Source organism: Herpetosiphon llansteffanensis, from assembly GCF_003205875.1.
Classification (GTDB): Bacteria; Chloroflexota; Chloroflexia; order Chloroflexales; family Herpetosiphonaceae; genus Herpetosiphon; species Herpetosiphon llansteffanensis.
This window is the reverse complement of sequence record NZ_PUBZ01000086.1, coordinates 60,202-77,826: the sequence shown is the minus strand read 5'-3', so window position 1 is coordinate 77,826 and position 17,625 is coordinate 60,202. Positions and strand designations below refer to the sequence as shown.

The following is a 17,625-nucleotide window of genomic DNA, read 5'->3' as shown; positions in this document are numbered from 1 at the left end:
GGTCAGGGGCGAGGGGTCAGGGGTCAGGTTCTAATCTGAAGTAGCTGTTTTAGCCAAAGATTGGCACAGATTTGGATGATTTTTCTTCAGTACCTAGAACCTGATGCCCGACCCCTATGCTCTATGTTCTTTATTCCAATTCTAAAGCTACGACGGTCGCAGTTTCGTTGGGCAATTTGGCTGAGGGCCAGTTCAAAAACAGGTCTTCAGCATAATCTTTGGCAATCCACGGCAACTCAAGTTTTACCTCGGAATGATCAGCGAGCAAGTGCGCACGTTTAACTTTGCCATTCAGCCCACGAAAGTTAATCGGGCCAATCCCACGCTCGTAAATATGGGCATAGATGGTCGAACCGCGCTGGGTATAGCGGCCCCACTCTGGCTTCTCCAGCTGGCTACGGCCACAACCATAGATGCCTGCACTATGTTCAGCCATCCACGCCCCAACCTCGTGCAAAATCTGTTGGCAGGCCTGCGGAATGCGGCCTTTGGCATCTGGGCCAACATTCAACAGCAAATTGCCATTTTTGCTCACACACTCGATTAAGCCATGCACAACTTGGCGCGCCGATTTGAAATCACGGTCACTGGACGAGTAACCCCAATGATGATTAAGCGTGATGCAGGCTTCCCACGGCACTGAACGCCCAAGCGCATCAACCAAACCAGCAGGCGGAATCAATTGCTCAGGGCAGGCAAAATCGCCAGCATAGATTTCTGGTGTTGATGTGCCAAAGCTCGTGTTGCCCTCGCCGCTAGCCGCCAAACGATTATCAATAATCAAATGCGGCTGAATTGCCCGCGCTTGATTGATTAGCTCACTGGCCCGCCAAGCGTCGCCACTCAGCTCGCCATACGAAAAATCAAACCACATAATATCAATTTTGCCGTAGTTGGTGAGCAATTCCTTGATTTGGCCATGCATATAATCAAGATAGCGCTGAAAATCCCGTGGCTGGTCGCGATAGGCCTCGTTGCCACGCATTGGGTGATACTCATCGTCAAACGCTGGATAATCGGGATGATGCCAATCGAGCAGCGAATAATATAAGCCAACCTGCAAGCCCTCGGCGCGAAACGCCTCGACATACTCGCGCACCAAATCGCGCTTGGCTGGCGTATTGGTCGATTTATAATCGGTCAGTTGGCTATCGAATAGGCAAAAGCCATCGTGATGCTTAGCAGTCAGCACGGCGTAGCGCATGCCAGCGGCCTTGGCCAGTTTGGCCCATTCGCGCGGCTGATATTCGGTTGGGTTAAATTGCTCAAAATAGGGTTGATAGGCTTCGTTACTGATTTTCTCAAGGCTGCGCACCCACTCGCCACGAGCAGGAATCGCATATAGCCCCCAATGGATAAACATACCAAAGCGGGCATCTAAAAACCATTCGGTGCGTTGATTGCGCGCCGTAATCAGCGGATGTTCATTAGTCATCAGGCTTGTTCCTTTGCTACTCACATTCACGTGATAACGCTATCATAGCCAATGTTGGGCTTTGCTTATAGCCTCAAACATGCAGAAAATGATCGAGAATCTTGAGAAGTCAGAAGTCAGAAAGAACAAAGAGCATAGAACATAAAACAGAATTATGAATTATGAATTATGAGGTAGGAGGCTATGGGCGCTGGGCTGGCACGAACATAATCCTAAAAATCTGTGCCAATCTGTGGCTAAATAAAAGGATGAGGGATGAGGGATGAAGGATGAATAGCCATAACTTCGTGGGATGGAATTTAACGCAGAGGCGCAGAGAAGCAATGGCTCTCGGCTCAAGGCGCTTGGCTCTCGGAATTCATGGTCATTACCCAACAATCTTCCGATAGCCAAAAGCCCATAGCCTACTCCCTTCGTGCCTCTTCGTGCCCTTCGTGGTTAAAAATCGTTCTTCCTGCTCTTCGTAGATCACTCTAGACAAATAATATTTTTTCTTTTATAATGCGAGTGAACGTTCATTCGCTTTTTTCCTAGCTAGGAGTTTACGAGGGTATGAGCACAAAAGCCGAGGCCCGACAGCGCCAAATTTTAGCAGCAGCAGCGAGCTGTTTTGCTCGCAAAGGCTTTCATCAGACCACCATGGACGATATTTGTCGCGAAGTTCAGCTAAGCCCTGGCTCGGTCTATCGCTACTATCGCAGCAAAGAGGCGATTATCGCGGCCTTTGTCGAGGATGATAGTCGCGATTTAAGCGACCTTTTGCAGCACGTTAGCCAGCAAGCAGACCTTTGGCAAGGGCTTGATTGGCTGATCGACCAATTGTTAGCAGCGATTAGTTCGCCGTTGTATGCAGAGCTAAGCGCCGAGATTGGCGCGGAAACCATGCATAATCCAGCGATTGCAGCCTTGGTGCGCCAAAACGATCAAGCAAACCTGCAAGCATTAATTGAAGTCTTGCGCTTAGCGCAACAACGCGGCCAACTTGGCACAAGCCTTGATTTGGGAAGCGCAGCCAATTTGATCATTGCGCTGATCGATGGCCTAACCTGGCGCAAAGGGCTTTACCCTGACCAAGATTTAAACATATATGCCACGAGCACTAAATCCATGATTAAGCAGCTATTGAGCGCTTAATTTAGGAAATTTGCGCTGGCTAGAGAGGCATTATGGCAGTTACAACAACCTATAAGGCCACAAATGTGGTCAATCAATCGCAGCGCATTATTGGCTATGATGTTGCCCGCGCCTTGGCAATTTTGGGGATGGTGATTGTGCACTTTAGCCTGACATTGGTGGCAAGCGAGCAGCACAGCGGTTGGTTGGGCTTAATTGTGGCATTTTGCGAAGGGCGGGCCGCCGCATTATTTGTGGTTTTGGCTGGCGTGGGCTTGAGCCTGATTGGCCGCATCAAACCAGACGCTGAGGCTGCGGCAATTCAAGCTAAACGCTGGACATTGATCAAACGTGGCTTGTTTTTGTTGGTTTTGGGCTTGCTCAACCTCACAATCTGGCCAGGCGATATTTTGCGGGTCTATGGCGTGGCATTTTTGCTGATTGCATGGTTGTTTCAAGCCTCAAATCGCGTTCTGCTTGGGTTAGCATTCAGCTTTGTGCTAGCATTCGTCGGCTTGATTCTACGTTTCGATTTTAACCAAAACTGGAACTGGGCGACGCTTGAATATCGCAATTTGTGGACACTGGCCGGCTTATTGCGCAACCTGTTGTTTGATGGCTTTCGCAGCGTTTTTCCTTGGGCGGGCTTGATTTTCTTTGGCATGTGGCTGGGGCGACAACATGTGCAAGTTGCTCAAGTACGTTCGCGCTTGTTTTGGGCTGGGGTAGGTATGGCGCTTGCAGCACAGCTTGGATCAAGCGGCTTAACCTATGTTTTCAGCCAAACATGGCCGATTTTGGGTAAGCCCGATGCGGAAATGTTGTTCAGCACTGCTTCGATTCCACCGATGCCGTTGTTTATGCTCTCGGCAGCTGGCTTGAGCGTAGCAATTATTATGGGCTGTATTCAACTGAGCCTTGGATTGAGCACCAGCAAAATCATCAACGGCCTAGCGGCAACCGGCCAATTGGCCTTGACTTGGTATATTGGGCATATTGTGCTTGGTTTGGGTGGGCTGACCAGCCTTGGCTTCTACCAACATAGCAGTTTGGCAATGGCACTGTGGTTGGCGCTTGGCTTTTTCGGCGTGGCGGTTGGATGTTCTGTCTGGTGGAAAAAACGCTTTAATCATGGCCCATTAGAAGCCCTGTTGCGTTGGGCAACCAGCTAAATCACCAAAACCCTCGATCTTTTATGAAGATCGAGGGCTTTGGTTCAAACAATTTAGATTTGGTTATCGGGCTTGATCACAGGTTGATTGGTCACAGGGTTATCCAATGGCGTATCGACCCCTTCGAGGCGCTTAGCACGGCGCAACGAAGCGATAACCGAAATAACCAACACGCCGATAATCACCCCCAACGAAATATAGGTTGGAACGTGAATGCCCAAGGCAATCACCAACATCTTTACCCCAACGAAGGTCAAGATCACAGCCAAACCATATTTGAGGTAGTAGAATTTATCGACCACCCCAGCCAAGACGAAGTAGAGCGAGCGCAAGCCGAGAATTGCAAATACGTTCGAGGTATAGACCAAGAAGGTATCAGTCGTTACTGCAAAGATTGCAGGAATTGAGTCAACGGCAAAAATCAAGTCGCTGGCTTCGACCAAAACCAAGACCAAGAACAATGGCGTGGCCATCAATTTGCCAGCATTGCGGGTGAAGAAATGATCTTCATTGTATTGAGAAGAAACAGGTAAGATTTTACGCACAAATTTAACCACGGGGTTGGTATCGGGGTCAATATGGGTTTCGCCTTGGCGGGCCATATTAATCCCAGTGTAAATCAAGAATGCCCCGAAGATATAGATGATCCATTCGAAGCGCTCGATCAAGGCGGCCCCGACGAAGATCAGGATGGCCCGCATCACCAATGCGCCGAACACGCCCCAGAACAAAACGCGGTGTTGATATTTAGCTGGTACTTGGAAGTACGAGAAGATCAGCACAAAGACGAAGATATTATCAACGCTGAGCGATTTCTCGATCAAATAGCCAGTCAGGAATTTCAGCGCAATATCGCCGCCCTTCCAGAAATACAAACCAACGTTAAAGCTCAGGGCCAGCGAAATCCAAACCACACTCCAGATTGCTGCTTCTTTGACTGAGACTTCGTGCGAATTGCGATGGAACACGCCTAAGTCGAGTGCCAACATCGCGAATACAAAGACGGTAAACCCAACCCACGGCCAAATTCCAATGTCCATTTATGTCCTCCGCTGCTTGCTTTGGCCTGTGGTGCGGGGCATAAAAAAACGCCGCGCAAGACCCACACGGCACGGTTAAAAAGAAACGTGTCGTAATGGTCTTGCCGACGTGAACATTCATTGCTCACGTGCAAATAGCCGGGAGCTTGTTGGCTCCGTACTGACGACTATTTGCCCCGAAAGGCGGGTGGCTACTCCCCATGCAGTTCGTTATTTAGCTACCCAACAACTCTACATTGAGTTGGGATTGATGTCAAATTGATGTCAACTAGGTTAATGCAAGCGCTATGCCAAGAAAAGAACAGAGAACAAAGAGCATAGAACATAAAATTGGGGATCGGTTAATGGGGATTGGGGTCAGTTTTTGTAACCACGAAGAACGCGAAGAGCGCAAAGTACTTATCTTCGTGTTCCTTCGTGCTCTTCGTGGTTAATATTTCAATTTACTCGAGATAATCGCGCAGTTTTTTGCCAAAGCGCGGGTGGCGCAGCTTGCGCAGTGCCTTAACCTCGATCTGGCGAATCCGTTCGCGGGTTACCCCAAACTCTTTGCCAACTTCTTCAAGCGTGCGTTGCGTGCCGTCCTCTAGCCCAAAGCGCAGTTTCAGCACGCGCTTTTCGCGTTCGGTCAACTGATCGAGCACTTGGGCCACTTGTTCGCGCAACATCTGGTGCGAGGCCGCATCGGAGGGCGCTTCAAGCTTTTCATCGGGCAAGAAATCGCCAAGCTGGCTATCTTCTTCTTGGCCAACGGGCGTTTCCAAAGAAACTGGCTCCATCGAGGTTTTGCGAATCGCCCGCACCTTCTCGACGGTCAGATCGAGCGCTTGTGCCAGTTCTTCATCGCTTGGCTCGCGGCCATTCTCTTGGGTCAAACGGCGTGCAGTGCGCATCATACGGTTGATCGTCTCGACCATATGCACCGGAATCCGAATCGTGCGCGCTTGGTCGGCGATGGCCCGCGTAATTGCTTGGCGAATCCACCAGGTGGCGTAGGTTGAAAACTTAAAGCCCTTCAGGTAGTTGAACTTCTCGACCGCGCGAATCAAGCCAACATTGCCTTCTTGAATCAAGTCGAGCAACGAAAGCCCGCGGCCTATATATTTTTTGGCCACGCTGACCACCAAACGCAAATTGGCGGTTGTCAGGTGTTCGCGCGATTGATGGCCGCGATCAATGCGGCGGCGCAAGGCAAGCCGTTCTGCATCGGAAAGCGTATGATCATGTTCGATCAATTCCTGTTGCGCTTTATCGCCATCTTCCATGGCCTTCGCCAACTCGACCTCTTGCTCGCCCTTGAGCAGAGGCACTAAGCCAATTTCGCGCAAATACAAGCGCACAGTGTCGTTGACACTAATGCCCTCGTTGGAAAAATCGACTTCTGGATTCTCGCTGACGGTGATTTCATCATCGTCGTCGCCAGTTTCCTCAACCCGAATATTAGCTTTTTGTAAGCTCTCGCGAATTTCTTCGAGTTGTTTATCTTCATCACGTTGTGAATCGATAATTTGTTGAATTTCGCCCGGCGTAACATAGCCACGTTTTTTGCCGGTGGCTAAAAGATCGCTGAGTGTGCGTAAAGCGGGAAAATCGTCCGTTTCATCGCCCGCAAGCTCAGAGTCGAGGACTTCATCGTCAAGAGCCATCTGTTCCTCCTCTAATTATTTGAGCGAATCACGGGTATCAAGAAAATAGCTGCTACGGCGTGGTTCTGATGTTGCACGCAAATAATGTTGTAAAGCCATGGCTTGCTCCAGCAATCGTTCCTGTTCACCAGGTTCGGCGGCGGCAATCATCTGTCCAAGGCGTTCGCTCCAGCGCTTGCCCAACCGGTAGCGCAATGGGCGCAAACATTCCTCAGCCTCACGAGTCACACGGAAACTACGGGTTGGTGGAGCATGATCCCAATTAAGTAGGCGTTCGCCATGGGCTTGCAGTTCGGGTGGTACCGTTTCAAGCCATTCAATAGGATTGGGAGTAGCCATCGCCTGGGCTGAGCGCCACAGATCCCATAATACACGATTTTCGACTCGTTCAAATAGTTCGCTCACATCGCCATTCCACAACTCACGCAGGGTTGGCGCTGCGGCTAAATCATCACGTAACTGTTCGCTGACCACCGCATGCACTTGGGGAAAGCGAATTAATAACGATAACAGAAAATCTTCGCGCCGCGCCTCCTGCTCGAGAATTGAAAACACTGGCGGCGGCGCAGCGGGGCGGCTTTGGCGTTGATTAGGCTTGCGCTGACGCTCTGGTTGTTCGCCGCTAATTGTGCCTTCGATTAAGCGCTGATCAACCTTGATTTGGTTGGCGAGCCGCTGAATATAGTGGGCGCGCTCAACTGGGTCGGCAATTTGATTGAGCAATGGCGTAAGCCGCTCGACTGCTGCCGATTTACCCTTGGCACTGCCTAAATCCAAGCCCCGCGTTAAGGTTGCCAGATAAAAATCCATCAACGGCTGAGCATTGGCAATCAGCGCCCGCCAATCATCAGGATTGTTGCGCACAATATCGTCTGGGTCGCGGCCATCGGGCAGCAGGGCAATCGTGATTGTTGCATCAAGCTCACGCTCCCAACGCAGCAAGCCCGAAGCTGTTGGCACAGGCCGCACATGGGTATCAAGGGTTTCGCGCAAGGTTTCGAGGCCACGCAAAGCCGCCGATTGACCAGCAGCATCGCCATCCATCGCCAAGGTAATGCGCTTGGTCATTTTATTCAGCTGGCTGGCATGAATATCGGTTAGGGCTGTGCCCATTGGCGCAATCACATTGCGAAAGCCAGCCTGATGAGCCATAATCACATCCATATAGCCTTCGACCACAACCACGCTATCGCTGCTACGAATGGTTTCGCGGGCTTGATACAGGCCATATAACAGGCTGCTTTTATCAAAGAGCAAGGTTTGGGGCGAATTGATATATTTCGGGTGGCCATCGCCCAAAATCCGCCCGCCAAAGCCCACAACTTGGCCCTTGGGATTATGAATTGGGAACATCAAGCGCCCGCGAAAGCGATCGTAATAGCCACCGTTCTCACGCTCCAAGGCCAAGCCCGCCTCGGCAACTTCGCTTGGCTTTGCGCCATGACGATCGTGCAAATAGCCCAACAAGCCTGACCAATCGTCGCTGGCATAGCCCAACTGAAATTGCTCGACGGTTTGCGGCAACAGCCCGCGTTGCTCGATATAGCTACGAACATGGGCCGCTTTGGGCGATTGCAAGAGTTGATGGCCCCAAAACTTGGCAGCAGCAGCATTCAACTCAACCATGCGCGAGCGCAGCACATCTTCTTGTTCATCTTGGACGGTACGTTGGCGCAACTGCACGCCAGCTCGCGCCGCCAGTTGGTTCAGCGCCTCAGGAAAATCGATGCCCTCGCGTTGCATCAAAAAATCAAAAATTGTGCCGCTGGCTTTGCAGCCAAAACAGTGATAGCTATTGCTTTCGGCAAACACGGTAAACGCTGGCGTGCGGGTATTCGAATGGAATGGGCAAAAGCCCACCCAATTGCGCCCGGCCTTGCGCAACGGCACATAATCGCTGATGAACGACACAATATCAATGCGTTCTTTGATGTCTTCAATTACTGAGTTCATAAGTATTTAGAGCATAGAACATAGAGCATAGAACATAACCCAATTGGTTGTTAGGGATTGGGGGCTGGGGATCGGTGACTTCTGCTAGCCTATTGTCCCTTGCCAAACCCAATAAGTATCTCTAACAGCCAAACCACTCACCATCTCTGCGTTAAGAGCATTAATTCACCCAGCGGGCAAAGGCCAGTCCCCGACCCCCAACAACTGATCCCCAATTAAACATCCCTTGCCATCAAATCGGCGTAGGTTTCACGGCGTTGCAGCAGCGTCGCTTGGCCTTGATCGAGCAGCAATAACGCTGGGCGTGGCACTCCATTATACGCGCTGGCCATACTTAGGGTATACGCGCCAGCGACAGGCACTGCCACAAGCTCGCCAACCTCGGCGGCAGGTAAAGCAACCTCGCGAATTAAGACATCGCCAGACTCACAAAACCTTCCGGCCAATTGCACAGGCGCAATCGGCGGAGCAAGCGGACGAACAACCAACGCAGCGGTATACTGAGCATTGTACAACGAAGGCCGCAAATTATCGCCCATTCCGCCATCAATATGCAAATAATCGTTACCACCAGCCACCGTTTTGTGGCCTGTAACGCTATAAAGTGCCACGCCAGCCCGTGCCACCAACGATCGTCCTGGCTCGATAATCAGTTTTGGCAGGGGAATCTGATAGCGCTCGCAGCCTGTTCGCACTGCATTGGCAATCGTATTGGCGTAGGTTTCAATATCGCCAGCCTGCTCGTTGGGCATGTAGGCCACCGCCAAACCGCCACCTGGGCTTAATTCAGTTAATAGCCAACCGCGCTCACGTCGTTGCTGATCAGCAAATACCAATAAGCGGCTGATCATCTCGCGCAAGGCCGCCCAATCGCGCATTTGCGAGCCAATATGCGCGTGCAAACCAACCAAATGCAAGCCAGGCGCTTGTAAGGCTAGGCGCACAGCTTCGGCAGCGGTGCCATCATCAAGCGGCATGCCAAATTTGGCGCTGGCTGCGCCGGTGCGAATATGCGCATGCGCCCCAGCCGCCACATCGGGCGCAATCCGCAATAAGATTGTTTGGGGTGTAGCGCGCTTGGCACAAAACTCGGCCAAAAATTTCAGCTGATCAAGATTATCGACCACAATGCGACCAATGCCTGCCTCGACCGCTTGAGCTAATTCGGCTGGTGGTGTACCATTGCCGTGTAAATGAATATGATCGAGCGGCATTCCGGCTCGTTGCGCAATCGCCAACTCACCACCAGACACCACATCCAACCCCAAGCCCAAGGAATGCACTAATCGGGTGACCCCGACATTTAATAAAGCTTTGCTGGCATAGTGAATGCTGACATGGCCACCATAGGCATGGCGCAAAGCGACACTATAGCGCATTGCAATCGTGCGAATCGTCTCAGCATCCAAAACATAGAGCGGGGTTCCATATTCAGCAGCAAGCGCCGTTAGATCGCAACCAGCAATCTGTAAGCGATCGTGAATAACGCTGGCACTCATTGGCCAAATATGGGCATTGGGCATGCGGCGAACTTCGGCGTGTTCCATTGGCTAATCCTCGTGGCATGGTTAGATGAATTTTAGGCGGTTAGACTTTATCAGGTTTAACAAGCATTTATGACATATATCTCAGATCTGTACAATTTGGTTCACACGATGACCATTGTATAGTAGAGCCAGATACCGCAGATGACGGATCGAGAAACTGGTTCTTTTGTTAGGAGGAAGTCGCAATGTCTCGATTGAAGGTTCGCCTTACTGGTTTGCTCAGTGCTTTCGTGATAGTCAGCACATTATTCCAAGGAACGGCTAGTGCTGCTCCTTGGGCCAATCGTTCGGCCTTCGTCTCACCCAAATTCGAAGAAGTGTGGCGACGTTCGGATGATCCACGGGTTCGTGATGGACGTTCATTGTATTGGGGTTTCGGGCCATGGTTTGATTATAACGAATATTACCGTGAATCGCCAAATGGCCTGCGCCGCGTGCAATACTTCGATAAAGCCCGCATGGAAATCAACGGCATCAATGGCAACACCGACGTAACCAACGGGTTGTTGGTGGTCGAATTGGTCTCTGGCCAATTGAAAACTGGCGATAATGCCTATGATAACGCCTTTCGCAACGCCGCCGACCGCGTGCCTGTTGCAGGCGATGGCTATCAAACCAACAGCAATTCGCCAACCTATGCATCGTTCGCAGCAGTTTCGACGTTCAACAATAACGGCTACCGCGATCCAGACCGCCGCGATCAATCGGTTGCCGACGCAATCGACAAATCGGGCAACAAATCAACCCGCAACGATTTGCGCGATGCCTACAAAGATCAAACCAAACTGGTGGTCTATAACGCCACGACCGGCCATAATATTCCCCAAGTCTTTTGGGATTTCTTGAACCGCACCGGCCCGATTGTGGTCAACGGTCAACGCACAACTGGCTCAATCGTCGATTGGACCAGCGCAATGGGCTTGCCAATCAGCGACCCATATTGGGTCAAGGCAACGGTTGGTGGTGTCCAAAAAGATATTTTGGTGCAATTGTTCGAGCGCCGGATCTTGACCTACACGCCAACCAACGACGCAGCCTATCAAGTTGAAATGGGCAACGTCGGCCAACACTACTTCCAATGGCGCTATACCCACCTTGGCACGCCATGGAATAGCTCGGAACCAAGCTTGCCAATTGCGTTTGGTTCAAAACGTGATGGTGGCGCAGAATGGGATACCTACACCATGAACGGCGATGGCACCAGCCAATTGTTGTATGGTAGCAACGATAGCAAAGAAACTGTGCCTTACTCGTGGGTACGCTCGTGGGACCCAAGCAAAGTTAAGTTGTTCGTCGATTCACGCCGTGGCAATGGCGCAAATCGCCAAATCTGGATGGTCGGCGCTGATGGCGCAATGACCCGCGTGACCTACACCGACGGTACGCCCACCCCTCCAGGTGTGCCATACCAAGGCTATGTTGGCACTCCATCGAACGATTACAACGCATCAGTTTCGCCAGATGGCAGCAAATTGGCCTTTGTCTCAGACCGTTCGGGCAAGCCACAAATTTTTGTGAGCTATACCAACGGAGCCAGCCAAACCCAAGTGACGCTTGATGATTGTGTCAATGAAACGCCAAGCTGGAGTGCTGATGGCCGCTATCTCTACTGGGCAGCAAACTGTGGCACCAGCGCCAAGTACAACGTCTATCGCGCCGAATTGAACTGGCTGGCCGACCAACCAACCAACGATTATCCATACCTTTCGTTGGAATTGCGCAACAAGGTCAATTTGACCAACAGCACGACCAGTGACAATGGTTTCCCACGGGTTTCGCCCGATGGCACCAAGATTGTCTTCACCTCAAATCGTGATGGCAACAGCGAAGTCTATTTGATGAACGCTGATGGTAGCAATCAAACCCGTTTGACCAACAGCAGCGCAGAAGATAGCGCTCCATCGTGGAAACTCGACGGCAGCAAAATTGCCTTCGATAGCAACCGCGACGGCAACTGGAACATCTATGTGATGAACACCGATGGCACTGGCCAAGCACAATTGACCAACAACAGCGCTGACGACCGCTGGAACGTTTGGGGCCAATAAGCCTTAGTTTCACGCTTGTGCGGGATTGAGTTCCTCTACCTTTGCCCTGCTCCCATTCACGGGAGCAGGGCATTTTTGTGCGAATTAAATGAAGGAATATAATCAATCAAGCTTGGCGGAATGCCACTTGCTATAGCTATTGCAGGTTGAATTATTGGCATTGAGGGTTAATTGGGTTGCCATGATCGGCAAAAGTAGGCTACTATACCCAATGCAATACACGTTTGCACCCCTGGCCAATCCTCAACCCTAAGCATAAGGAGCAACCAATGATGCAAGAATATGATTTAAGCTATCAACGCCAGCACGATCTGCTCGATCATTTGGCGGAGCTAGCAACGTGGTGGCGCGCTGCAAATATCGCCCGTCGCCCAATGTTGGTTGAGGCCTATCATGAAACGCTCGATGAACTGTATGGTGCTGGTTGGAACGCCGAATTAGCGCCAAAGCAATTGTTGCCACCATGGCTGATGCCCGATTGTTATTTGGCCAAATATCCTCACCCTTGCGCCACCGATGCCCAATCTCTCCACGATTTATTTGGCGAGCGCGATTGCGCAGCCTAACACGGCTTTGGTAGGACACACTAGTACTGCACCGCTGCAACTCCACGCTTCATCAGTCGCAGGCATGGCAAGGTTTAGCCAAACCAATGCCAATTCTTAACATGCCATTTACACAAGCCTCTTGATCTGCGTGATAGACTACTAAAACCCTCAATTGAGGGGTTGGGATGATCGCTTATCGTTGAGGTATTGAAACCAGCACTGATGTTGTCGAAGGAGGCTCCAATGACGCTTCGTTTTGCTTTGTACGATTTAGATAACACCCTTTACGCTGACTCATCGGGGCTGATGGAACAGATTAATGATCGGATTGGGTTGTTTTTTCAGGAACATTTGCATTTAGATGCTGCCGAAGCCCATCGCTTGCGCCAAAGCTATTATGAGCAATATGGCACAACTTTGGCGGGCTTGCAAAAACACCATGGCGTGGTCGAAACCGAAGATTATTTGAGCTTTATTCATCAATTGACGCTTGATGTGCTGTTGCCAGATGATGGCACCTTGCATGTTGCGCTCCAAGCCTTGCCGCTGCAAAAAATCATCTTCACCAATTCGCCACGCGAACATGCAGTGCGCGTGCTTGATCAACTGGGCTTGCACGACCATTTTGAGCAAATTTTTGATATTCGGGCCTTTGAATTTTTGGCCAAGCCCGATCTCAATGCCTATAATACGGTTTTGCGCGCCCTCAACGCCCAAGGCCATGAATGCGTGCTGTTTGAAGATACCATGGCCAACTTGGCTCCGGCCAAAAGTTTGGGCATGACCACGGTGCTGATTGCGCCCGAAGGCACGCAGCATCCATTTGCCGATATTATTGTGCCAAACGTCTTGACCGGCACTTTAGCCATCCACGAGCGTTGTGGCGTGCCACTGAATATTGCGGCCTAGCAGCAAGATAGGTAAACGATGTTTCACTCCTAAGCAAAAGCGAGCATTCATTTCATTATCAAGCTTGGATTCACCATCCAAGCCTGTTTCTTGATCGCAATCAAATGCTATGCTTAGGAGTTGTGATGAATCCTGAACCAATTTGGATGGTTACGTATCGTTTAATTATTCGCGATGTGCTTGGCTCACAGCTATTCGTCTTGCCCTCGGATAATCAATTGCGCCTACCCACATGGCAATTGCCGTTTAGCCATTTTTGGCAAGATGTTGCGCATATCAATGCTTGGGTCTTGCAGCATTTAGGCCTGAACACCCGCGTTTTGCGCTGCATCAACATTGCTGATGATTTTACCCAGCACCACATGACCCTTACTTACGAGCTGCTTGCTGAAGCACCCAACCAGCTTAAAACTGGCAATTGGCTTAAACTTGAGCAGGCACTCACTGATCAAGTACTTGAACCAAGCCTACGCTTATGGCAGGTGCAACGTTTGGCTCAAACGCCACACGCTCAAGCAGTGCCGTGGTATCAACCAGATTGGGGGCCAGCGGCGTTTCAGTGGGTCACAACAGTTTTGGCTCAAACTGATATTCAGCCAACAGGCCAGTTTGAGCACTATCGCACATGGAATCGCTCAAGCGTTTGGCAGCTTGCCACAACTCACGGGACGCTTTATTTCAAAGCGCTGCCAGCAATGTTTGGCCATGAAATTGGCCTAACGCACCACTTACTTAGCCACGAACCAAACCATACTGCCCCATTTTTGGCGCTCGAACAACACCACAATTGGATGCTCTTGCCTGATTTTGGCGCGCCCAAACTAACCGAGATTAGCGCGATTGAGCAATGGCAGGCAAGTTTTGCCGCTTATGCCAAATTGCAAATTCGCCAAATTGATTTGCTCGATCAGCTTGAGGCCTGTGGCTTGGCGGTTCGGCCACTACGTTGGCTGAGCCAACAGATTGAACCACTGCTTAATGATTCAGAAGCCGTATTGCTTAACCAACCATGGGGCCTTAGCTCAAGCGAACTAGCGCAACTCCAGCAAGCAATTCCACAGCTCAAAGCTGCTTGTCGTGCCTTGCAAGCCTACAATATTCCCAATACACTAGATCATGGCGACCTTGGAGCAAGCAATATCATCGTCAAGGGGCAACATATCATCGTTACTGATTGGTCTGATGCGAGCATTAGCCAGCCATTTTTTAGCCTTGGACTCTTGCTCGAAGACGTTGAAATCCGCTTCAGTACGCTAGCCAATGTGCGCGAAGTATTGCTAAAAAGTTATCTTGATCCATGGGCCGAGCAGCTTCGGCTCGATTACCAAACGCTGCGGCAAGCCTATCGCTATGCCGAACTATTGACTCCAATTCATCAGGCGCTCACCTATCAGCATTGGATCAAGCCCTATCTCCAAGCATCATGGGAAATGGAAGCGATGATTCCGACCTATCTCCGCCAGCTTATTCTCATTTTAGAACGTTCAGGAGCAGCATGAATAGCCAACCACTTTTAGAGCAAGCTCAGCAGCTTTTAGCCAAAATGGACGAACGCGAACAGCAATTGGCTTTGACCATCATTCAGCGCATTGGCAAGCATCATGGCTATGGCGCAGGCTTTACTTGGAGCTTAGGCGTGGTCTACGAAGATGTGCAGCCAGGGCGCTCGCGCTGCTCGATCCAAATTGACCCCGGTCATTACAACCAAGCAGGTATTGCTCACGGCGGCGTTGCCTACAGCTTGCTCGATACTGCGATGGGCAGCGCATTTTGGACGGCGCTGGAACGCCCGCTTGGTTGTGCCACGCTTGAATTGAAAATTAATTACCTGCGGCCAATTGTTGACGGCAACATTATTGCTAGCGCCGAACTGGTCGAGCGCACCACCCGTTTTGGGATTCTGACAGGGCGGATTGTTAACGAAGCTGGCGATTTGTTGGCATTGGGTCAAGGCACATTTGCAATTATCAATTATCCCAAGGAGTAAACCAATGCAGATTATCTTGGCCGATGTGCAGCCCGCCATGGTGGCCGCATGGCAACAAATTTGTGGCGATTTGCCGAATGTTAGCATTCAGCATGGCTCAATTCTCGATTGCGCAACCGATGCAGTGGTCAGCCCCGCCAATAGCTTTGGCTTTATGGATGGCGGCATCGATATGTTGTACAGTCGCTTTTTTGGCTGGCATGTGCAAGAGCGCTTACAAACGATCATTCAACAGGAGCATTTTGGCGAGTTGTTGATTGGCAAGGCGGCGCTTGTAGCAACCGATCATGCCAAAATTCCATTTGTAATTGCAGCGCCAACCATGCGCGTACCAATGATTTTGCAGGGCACAGTCAACCCGTATCTAGCCTGTCGGGCGGTGTTATTGCTGATCAAACATGGCCAATTCGCTGGCCAAGCAATTGCTGAGTTGGTCAAAACTGTAGCGATTCCTGGCTTGGGAACAGGCGTTGGGCGGGTTGCACCAGAAGTGTGTGCACGCCAAATTCGGGCAGCAATCGAGGATGTTTATGGCGCAGGGCCGCAGTTTCCCAGCAGTTGGTGGGAGGCGCAAGCACGCCATCAATGGTTGTATGGCGCTGAGCCACGCGATTTGCAACGCGAACAATAAGCAAGCATCCTCACCAAGGATGAGTGCAAATCACCCGAAAAAACACCCATGCAGGTTCCCCTAAAAGTTTTTCTTTTTAATCTCTTTATGCTAGCATAGGGTTAATCTTTACGACCGCTATTCGTATTCTTGGAAAGGACGTAGCAATGTCGCGAATCCGCGCTTCATTCCGTATCGCCATTGTTCTATTGGCACTGTTGTTCCTGGTTGGGCCTGTTTTTGTTGCCCGTGCCCAAACGAACCCAGCTCAAGCCCCAGCTCAAAGCTCCGCTACCCCCAACGATACCCAATATCTTTGGATTGCAGGCAGCTCGTTTCAAACCCGCGACTCAACCACGGCCTTTGAAACAACCCGCAACACCAATAATCAACCAACTGGTTGTATTTATGCCACCAGTAGTGGCGAGTTTACGGCTCCGGTGGCAGTGCCCAATGGCGCAACCATCTTAGGCTTGGATTATTATCTCAACGACACGAGCACCAGCCAAACCAAAGCAGAGTTGACGCTCAACGACAGCGATATGATTATGCCTCGTGAATTGATCACGGTGGAAATTTCAAGCTCGGTGGGCTTGACCAACACCTACGCGCCAATTCGTGCGCCATATGCTCCGTATGTCGTCAACATGCAAAGCCGTGGCTTGTTCTTAGAATGGTTCCCCCGCGTGACCAATGCCTCGATGCAATTGTGTGGCGTGCGGATTGCCTACACTGCTCCAGCAGAGCCACGCCCAGCGACCGATTATCTGTTTATCGTTGGCAGCACCTTGGTCAACACCAACTCAGCCACCGAACATGGCTATGCAGGGGCTGGCTGTACCTTTGTTAAAATCAATGGTCGCACCTTGAATGCTGATGTCGATTTGCCCCAAGGCAGCCAACTGACAGCAGTGCGCACTTATTTCCGCGATGTTAACAGCGCCGATTTGACCGTAAAAGTGATTGCCTCAAATGGCCAAGGCGTAACCAATACCCTCGCCACATTAACCAGCCCAGTTTCCAATACGGCGGTGGTTAATGCCGATCAAACCCTGAATTACACCGTCAATGAAAGCAACGAATCGTTGAGCGTGGTTGCAGATTTTGCTGGGGTTTTGAGCAATCAACTGCGCTTGTGTGGGGTTCGGTTTCAATATACCAACCCTACCACTGAGCCAACCCAAGATAGCCGCTTCATCACCGGCAGCACCTTTGTGCCACGCCGCTCGAACGTGAACTACACCAGCGATGCCAATGGCTGTATCAACGTCAGCAACGAAGTTGAAGATTTGACGACCAACGTCAGCGCGCCAGAAGGCGCGAAGGCTGCCCGCGTCACCTTCTTCTACAAAAATGCTGCTGCTGGCCCAACCCTCAACTTGTATAGCTTTGTTGGCAGCGGTGAATTTACCCAAATCACCAGCGTACCAGTGATGGGTACAGGCACGCAAAACTCAGTCAGCATCAACTACCCAATTGAGAACACCGATAAAGGCTTGGCCTTGGTGTGGGATGCTTCATCGGCAAGCAGCGAATATGCCTTGTGTGGAGCCAAGATTGACTTCTTGTATACCCAACAAGTCTTCTTGCCAATTGCTTTGAACAACTACTAAATCA

14 protein-coding genes are annotated in these 17,625 nt (G+C 50.7%); 9 read left to right on the top strand and 5 right to left on the bottom strand.

Annotated features, from left to right (window positions below; all coding sequences use genetic code 11):
• Positions 1-130: 130 nt before the first annotated feature.
• On the bottom strand, positions 131-1,435 hold the full coding sequence (locus C5S61_RS09975; protein ID WP_110514910.1) for an alpha-L-fucosidase: 1,305 nt from the start codon (positions 1,433-1,435) through the stop codon (positions 131-133).
• 552 nt (positions 1,436-1,987) lie between these two features.
• Between C5S61_RS09975 and C5S61_RS09970 the strand changes: the two genes are divergently transcribed.
• Positions 1,988-2,569, top strand: coding sequence for a TetR/AcrR family transcriptional regulator (locus tag C5S61_RS09970; RefSeq protein WP_110514909.1), 582 nt, complete (start codon positions 1,988-1,990; stop codon positions 2,567-2,569).
• 32 nt (positions 2,570-2,601) lie between these two features.
• On the top strand, positions 2,602-3,720 hold the full coding sequence (locus tag C5S61_RS09965; protein ID WP_110514908.1) for a DUF418 domain-containing protein: 1,119 nt from the start codon (positions 2,602-2,604) through the stop codon (positions 3,718-3,720).
• Positions 3,721-3,773: 53 nt separating this feature from the next.
• On the opposite strand, the gene C5S61_RS09960 is transcribed toward C5S61_RS09965, so the two are convergent.
• The 4 genes from C5S61_RS09960 to lysA form a co-directional block, all read right to left on the bottom strand.
• A complete protein-coding gene (locus tag C5S61_RS09960) occupies positions 3,774-4,760 on the bottom strand; it encodes a TerC family protein (protein ID WP_110514907.1) in 987 nt (328 codons plus the stop codon).
• Positions 4,761-5,203: 443 nt separating this feature from the next.
• Positions 5,204-6,406, bottom strand: a complete 1,203-nt coding sequence (rpoD, locus tag C5S61_RS09955; protein WP_110514906.1) for an RNA polymerase sigma factor RpoD — start codon at positions 6,404-6,406, stop codon at positions 5,204-5,206.
• 15 nt (positions 6,407-6,421) lie between these two features.
• Positions 6,422-8,359 (bottom strand): DNA primase, encoded by a 1,938-nt coding sequence (dnaG, locus tag C5S61_RS09950; protein ID WP_110514905.1) that lies wholly within the window; start codon positions 8,357-8,359, stop codon positions 6,422-6,424.
• A 215-nt stretch (positions 8,360-8,574) separates the two neighbouring features.
• Entirely contained in the window at positions 8,575-9,906 is a 1,332-nt protein-coding gene (gene lysA, locus C5S61_RS09945) for a diaminopimelate decarboxylase (protein WP_110514904.1), read from the bottom strand.
• A 185-nt stretch (positions 9,907-10,091) separates the two neighbouring features.
• Here lysA and C5S61_RS09940 point away from each other — a divergent pair, with 185 nt between their 5' ends.
• The 7 genes from C5S61_RS09940 to C5S61_RS09910 all read left to right on the top strand — a co-directional run bounded on the left by C5S61_RS09940 (position 10,092) and on the right by C5S61_RS09910 (position 17,621).
• Complete coding sequence (locus C5S61_RS09940; RefSeq protein WP_110514903.1) at positions 10,092-11,954, top strand: LpqB family beta-propeller domain-containing protein; 1,863 nt, start codon at positions 10,092-10,094, stop codon at positions 11,952-11,954.
• A 269-nt stretch (positions 11,955-12,223) separates the two neighbouring features.
• Complete coding sequence (locus C5S61_RS09935; RefSeq protein ID WP_110514902.1) at positions 12,224-12,520, top strand: hypothetical protein; 297 nt, start codon at positions 12,224-12,226, stop codon at positions 12,518-12,520.
• 225 nt (positions 12,521-12,745) lie between these two features.
• Entirely contained in the window at positions 12,746-13,411 is a 666-nt protein-coding gene (locus C5S61_RS09930) for a pyrimidine 5'-nucleotidase (protein WP_164689328.1), read from the top strand.
• A gap of 125 nt (positions 13,412-13,536) precedes the next feature.
• Entirely contained in the window at positions 13,537-14,910 is a 1,374-nt protein-coding gene (locus C5S61_RS09925; protein WP_164689326.1) for a phosphotransferase, read from the top strand.
• Entirely contained in the window at positions 14,907-15,398 is a 492-nt protein-coding gene (locus C5S61_RS09920) for a PaaI family thioesterase (protein ID WP_164689325.1), read from the top strand. The genes C5S61_RS09925 and C5S61_RS09920 overlap by 4 nt, the downstream gene beginning before the upstream one ends.
• A 4-nt stretch (positions 15,399-15,402) precedes the next feature.
• Positions 15,403-16,029 carry a macro domain-containing protein gene (locus C5S61_RS09915; protein ID WP_110514898.1) on the top strand — a complete coding sequence of 209 codons (627 nt, stop codon included), beginning with the start codon at positions 15,403-15,405 and terminating at the stop codon, positions 16,027-16,029.
• 146 nt (positions 16,030-16,175) lie between these two features.
• Positions 16,176-17,621: a hypothetical protein gene (locus C5S61_RS09910; RefSeq protein ID WP_110514897.1), complete on the top strand. Its 1,446-nt coding sequence runs from the start codon at positions 16,176-16,178 to the stop codon at positions 17,619-17,621.
• The last annotated feature ends 4 nt before the right edge of the window (positions 17,622-17,625 follow it).

Excerpts from the sequence above, each read along its gene's own strand:
- C5S61_RS09975 (WP_110514910.1), bottom strand. The coding sequence starts at position 1,435 with ATGACTAATGAACATCCGCTGATTACGGCGCGCAATCAACGCACCGAA.
- C5S61_RS09970 (WP_110514909.1), top strand. The coding sequence starts at position 1,988 with ATGAGCACAAAAGCCGAGGCCCGACAGCGCCAAATTTTAGCAGCAGCA.
- C5S61_RS09965 (WP_110514908.1), top strand. The coding sequence starts at position 2,602 with ATGGCAGTTACAACAACCTATAAGGCCACAAATGTGGTCAATCAATCG.
- C5S61_RS09960 (WP_110514907.1), bottom strand. The coding sequence starts at position 4,760 with ATGGACATTGGAATTTGGCCGTGGGTTGGGTTTACCGTCTTTGTATTC.
- rpoD (WP_110514906.1), bottom strand. The coding sequence starts at position 6,406 with ATGGCTCTTGACGATGAAGTCCTCGACTCTGAGCTTGCGGGCGATGAA.
- dnaG (WP_110514905.1), bottom strand. The coding sequence starts at position 8,359 with ATGAACTCAGTAATTGAAGACATCAAAGAACGCATTGATATTGTGTCG.
- lysA (WP_110514904.1), bottom strand. The coding sequence starts at position 9,906 with ATGGAACACGCCGAAGTTCGCCGCATGCCCAATGCCCATATTTGGCCA.
- C5S61_RS09940 (WP_110514903.1), top strand. The coding sequence starts at position 10,092 with ATGTCTCGATTGAAGGTTCGCCTTACTGGTTTGCTCAGTGCTTTCGTG.
- C5S61_RS09935 (WP_110514902.1), top strand. The coding sequence starts at position 12,224 with ATGATGCAAGAATATGATTTAAGCTATCAACGCCAGCACGATCTGCTC.
- C5S61_RS09930 (WP_164689328.1), top strand. The coding sequence starts at position 12,746 with ATGACGCTTCGTTTTGCTTTGTACGATTTAGATAACACCCTTTACGCT.
- C5S61_RS09925 (WP_164689326.1), top strand. The coding sequence starts at position 13,537 with ATGAATCCTGAACCAATTTGGATGGTTACGTATCGTTTAATTATTCGC.
- C5S61_RS09920 (WP_164689325.1), top strand. The coding sequence starts at position 14,907 with ATGAATAGCCAACCACTTTTAGAGCAAGCTCAGCAGCTTTTAGCCAAA.
- C5S61_RS09915 (WP_110514898.1), top strand. The coding sequence starts at position 15,403 with ATGCAGATTATCTTGGCCGATGTGCAGCCCGCCATGGTGGCCGCATGG.
- C5S61_RS09910 (WP_110514897.1), top strand. The coding sequence starts at position 16,176 with ATGTCGCGAATCCGCGCTTCATTCCGTATCGCCATTGTTCTATTGGCA.